The 4562-nt window shown below is 33.5% G+C and carries 4 protein-coding genes; all 4 read left to right on the forward strand.

Annotation, left to right across the window (positions count from 1 at the left end):
* On the forward strand, window positions 1-1393 hold a 1393-nt coding region (locus tag ACZQCL_RS06760; RefSeq protein ID WP_482482381.1), incomplete at its 5' end, for a helix-hairpin-helix domain-containing protein.
* Between the two features lie 3 nt (window positions 1394-1396).
* A complete protein-coding gene (locus ACZQCL_RS06765; protein ID WP_331865387.1) occupies window positions 1397-2026 on the forward strand; it encodes a lactate utilization protein in 630 nt (209 codons plus the stop codon).
* Window positions 2027-2311: 285 nt separating this feature from the next.
* The gene (gene metK, locus ACZQCL_RS06770) at window positions 2312-3406 is read left to right on the forward strand and encodes a methionine adenosyltransferase (RefSeq protein WP_118356928.1); all 1095 of its coding nucleotides are present in this window, start codon (window positions 2312-2314) and stop codon (window positions 3404-3406) included.
* A gap of 193 nt (window positions 3407-3599) precedes the next feature.
* Window positions 3600-4469, forward strand: a complete 870-nt coding sequence (locus ACZQCL_RS06775) for an NlpC/P60 family protein (protein ID WP_337532664.1) — start codon at window positions 3600-3602, stop codon at window positions 4467-4469.
* Window positions 4470-4562 lie beyond the last annotated feature (93 nt).

The following is a 4562-nucleotide window of genomic DNA, read 5'->3' on the forward strand; positions in this document are numbered from 1 at the left end:
GGATATGATGAAAATCAATTTAAAGGATGCGAAAACATATCAATTATTATCGTTTGGAAACACATTAGGTGTATTTCAATTGGAATCTAGTGGAATTACGTCTTTACTACAAAAGATACAACCCAACAAATTTGAAGATATCAGTGTTGTACTTGCTTTATATCGTCCTGGAGCGATGCAGCATATTAATACATATATTGAAAGAAAAAAGGATCCTTCGAAAGTCGTGTATCCTCATCCTTTACTAGAACCAATCTTGAAGGAAACCTATGGTATCATGATTTATCAGGAACAAGTTATGCAGACAGCCCAAGTGATTGGCGGATTTAGCTTGGCACAAGCAGATACACTAAGAAAGGCTATGTCGAAAAAGAAATTGGATGTCATGCAGAATTTAAAAGAGCAATTCATTTTAGGAGCTCGAAAGAATCGTATCAAAGATTCTGTTTCCAATGAGATATTTTCCATTATGGAACAATTTGCGGGTTATGGATTTAATAAATCACACAGTTATGCCTACAGCTTAGTAGCTTATCAAATGGCTTATTTAAAGGCAAACTATCCTTTATATTTCTATCAGAGCCTTTTAAATAGTGTCATTGGTTCAGGTATAAAAACATCGCAATATATTTATGAATGTAAACGAAGAAATATCGTTGTGAATGGGTGTGATATTAATCATTCAAAGGCTTTCTATATGATTGAACAGAATTCAATTCGTATGCCGCTACAAGTTTTAAAAGGTGTAGGGAAAACAATTTATCCAACGATTTTAGAACATGCACCATATGAAGATTTATTTGATTTTCTTGCCAAGGCAAGTATGTATAAGATCAATGAATCTACGATTCGAATTTTAATTGATGGCGGAGCATTGGATTGTTTTGGATATAATCGTGCAACTCTTAATGAGAACTTAAGAAAACTGATTGATTATGTAAATATTGTGCGAATTGAAGATCCGAACAATTTACGTTTCGATTTTAGTATTGTCTCTCGTCCAGGCATTCAAAGAATCAAAGAGAATCCAATACAAAAAGCCCAAAAAGAGCAATATGTGTACGGTTTCTATGTGAGTGAACATCCTGTGCAGTCTTTACGCATGCATAACTATCCAAATTGTATACCATTGTTGAATGCAGTAAATAAAGATGGATATATGAGTATTTTAGTGCGTGTTGCATCTTTTAGAACGCATAAGACAAAGAAAGGTGATTGGATGTGCTTTATGAGTGTCGAGGATGAAGCTGGTAAAATGGATGCGGTTATCATGCCTCGTTTGTATGAACAGCAAAAAGAAAACATTCAAAAAGATCGTATTTGTCTGATTCAAGGAAAAAAGGATCGACCATCATCGATTGTAGTGAATAAAATAGAGTGGATTGAGGTGTAAAAAATGATCACAAAACGAAATGATTTATTGTCTAAAAAAGTGATTCAAAGTTTAAAAAACAGACATATGAATGGGTATTATGTGCATTCGAAACAAGAAGCTGTAGATTTGGCATTTGAAATTATGAAGCCAGGCTCAAGTGTCGGCTGGGGAGGCTCAGATACTTTAAATAAGATTGGTATCAAGGAAGAGCTTTATAAAAGAAATTTTAAAGTTATTGATCGAGATCAGGCAAAAGATGCCGAAGAAAAGTACAAGTTGGAAAGAGATTGTTTTTATGCAGACTACTATTTAATGAGTACCAATGCGATGACAGAAGATGGAATTTTAGTCAATATGGATGGGCATTGTAATCGTGTGTCATGTTTATGTTTTGGGCCTAGACATGTCATAATGATCGTAGGTATGAATAAGGTGACAAAAGATTTAGACAGTGCAATTTCTAGATTAAGAAATGTGGCTGCACCCATTAATAATCAACGTTTTAGTGGAAACAGACCTTGTCAATTAACAGGTAGTTGTGCAAATTGTTTAGCCCAAGGCTGCATTTGCGACCAATTGGTTATCACAAGAAACAGTATGGAACCCGATCGTATTCATGTAATCTTAGTGGATGAAGTATTAGGATATTAGAATGAAATGGCTAGATAATTTAGCCATTTTTGTATTTTGAAGTACATAAATGAAGATATGTATAATAATGGTGATGAATTCCTTGCATTATTTGTAGTTTCATGTTTTAATCTTTATGTGTAAAAAAAATTATCCAGAGTTGAAGTAGAGAGTTAGCTCGTTGACTTCACGCCAACCTGACAATATGTTAAGGTGGTCCTGCTAACAGCGATAAGAAGTATAAAGATTTGTAACATACTTCTTAAAGTATGTTTTTTTTATGGATAAGCAAGAAGAGGAGACAAAATGAAAGACTATATTTTTACAAGTGAAAGTGTTACTGAAGGTCATCCAGATAAAATTTGTGACCAAATTGCCGACGCAATCGTAGATGCTGCATTAGCTCAAGACCCATATTCAAATATGGCTGTTGAATGTACAATTAAAGATGATTTTGTATTAATTTATGGTGAATGTAATACAAAGGCAGAATTGGATTATGAAACAATCGCATTGAATGAAATCAAACGTATTGGATATACAGAAGAATATCATGTACATACTGTTGTAAACCAACAAAGTCCTGAAATTCACAATGCGGTAAACCGTGATGAAGTGTGTGCTGGTGACCAAGGTATTATGTTTGGTTATGCATGTGATGAAAATGATGAGTATATGCCATTAACTATCTATTATGCACACCTTTTAGCTCGTCAATTGACTAAAGTTAGAAGAGAACACCCAGATTTATTAAAGCCAGATGGAAAAACACAGGTATCTGTTGAATATGAAAATGATGAAATCAAACGTATTGATACAATCGTTGTTTCAACTCAACATTCAAAAGATATTACACAAGAAGAAATTAAAGAATTGATCATGAATGAAGTGATTAAACCTTGCATTGATGAAAAATATTTAGATGAAAACACAAAATATTTCATCAACCCATCTGGAAGCTTCGTTGTAGGTGGATCATGGGGAGATTCAGGAACGACAGGACGTAAAATCGTATGTGATACATATGGTGGACGTGGACGTATTGGAGGAGGATGTTTCTCTAGTAAAGACCCTACGAAAGTAGACCGTAGTGCTGCTTACTACTCTCGTTATGTAGCTAAAAACATTGTTGCGAATGGTTTAGCTCGTCGTTGTGAAGTTGAAGTTGCGTATGCAATTGGTAAAGCACAACCTGTATCTTTATGTGTAGATACTTTTGGAACAGGTAAATTTGATGATGAAAAATTATTGGAAATTGTTAAGAAAAACTTCAATTTTGAAGTAGGAAACATCATTTCCGAATTGGATTTAAGAAAGCCAGTTTACCACAAAACATCATGCTATGGACACTTTGGTGATCCTCAGTTTACTTGGGAAAAGGTTAAAAAATTAGAATATTAATCGATTAGAACTACAAATTTTGTAGTTCTTTTTTTTCACTAAAAAGTGCAAATTAATGGGACGAGCTTGTTAATAATGGCAAATTTAAACAAATTAATATGTTAAATTGTGGGAAATACGGGTATTCTTTTGACACTTACGAGAAAATAGTGTAGCCTCTTTAATTGTGTGAGCAATGAGGAGGCCCATAACAATGAAAAAATTAATGCAAGTATTTGTGAGTGTGATGATTGCTACATCTACATTTGGAGGCGTTACAAGTGTTGCAGCAAAAGAAAACACACCAGCTTATAAAATTGAATATCAAAATGCAGATTCAATGCAGTCTGTATTTACAAAAGAATTACATCAAAAATATGCAAATGTAAAATTTAAAAAGAAATCAAAAAATGTATCTGTATATGAATCAAAAAACTACAAGGTAAAAGTAAAAGATTTAGATATTGATACGGTTGGTAAACAAACAGTTTCTATTGAAGGAAAAAACAAAAATACAAATGAAAAGCACAGCGCTGAAGTAAGTATCAAGGTAGAAGATACAACAGCGCCTGTAATTACTTGTGAGGATACAATCACAGTGGAACAAAATGAAGCATTTGATATCAATCGCTATGTTTCATTAAATGAAGAAGGAACTGTGACTTTGACTGAAAATGTAGATACAACAAATACAGGAACTGTTACAACATCCATTAAAGCGAAAGATAAAGCGGGAAATGTAAGTGAAAAAAATATTACGGTAAATGTAGAAAAGAATTTTTATCAAAGAATTGCTGATGCAGCATTAGCTCAGATTGGGGTATATCAAGACTGTACAATGTTAGTGACAAATTCACTTGCTGCTGTAGGAATCAATTTCCATGGTGCACCAGCAGCTTATTTAAGCTTAGGACCTTTGACAAACAATCCGGTTCCAGGAGATATTTGTGTCTATCAAGGACATGTAGCATTATATATTGGTAATGGGCAGGCTGTTCATGGTGGATGGTTTGGAAATCAGACAACAATTTATAGTGTTGAATGTAACCAACCACTTATTGGATATGTTCATGTAAATCGTTAATGAGATGAGAGTGATCTCATCTTTTTTTTTGCAGAAAGACACATTTAATAAATTAGGATATAAAGCTAAAATCAACACTCATACAACGTCTTA

The organism is Holdemanella sp., assembly GCF_056804935.1.

Excerpts from the sequence above, each read along its gene's own strand:
- metK (WP_118356928.1), top strand. The coding sequence starts at position 2,312 with ATGAAAGACTATATTTTTACAAGTGAAAGTGTTACTGAAGGTCATCCA.
- ACZQCL_RS06765 (WP_331865387.1), top strand. The coding sequence starts at position 1,397 with ATGATCACAAAACGAAATGATTTATTGTCTAAAAAAGTGATTCAAAGT.
- ACZQCL_RS06775 (WP_337532664.1), top strand. The coding sequence starts at position 3,600 with ATGAAAAAATTAATGCAAGTATTTGTGAGTGTGATGATTGCTACATCT.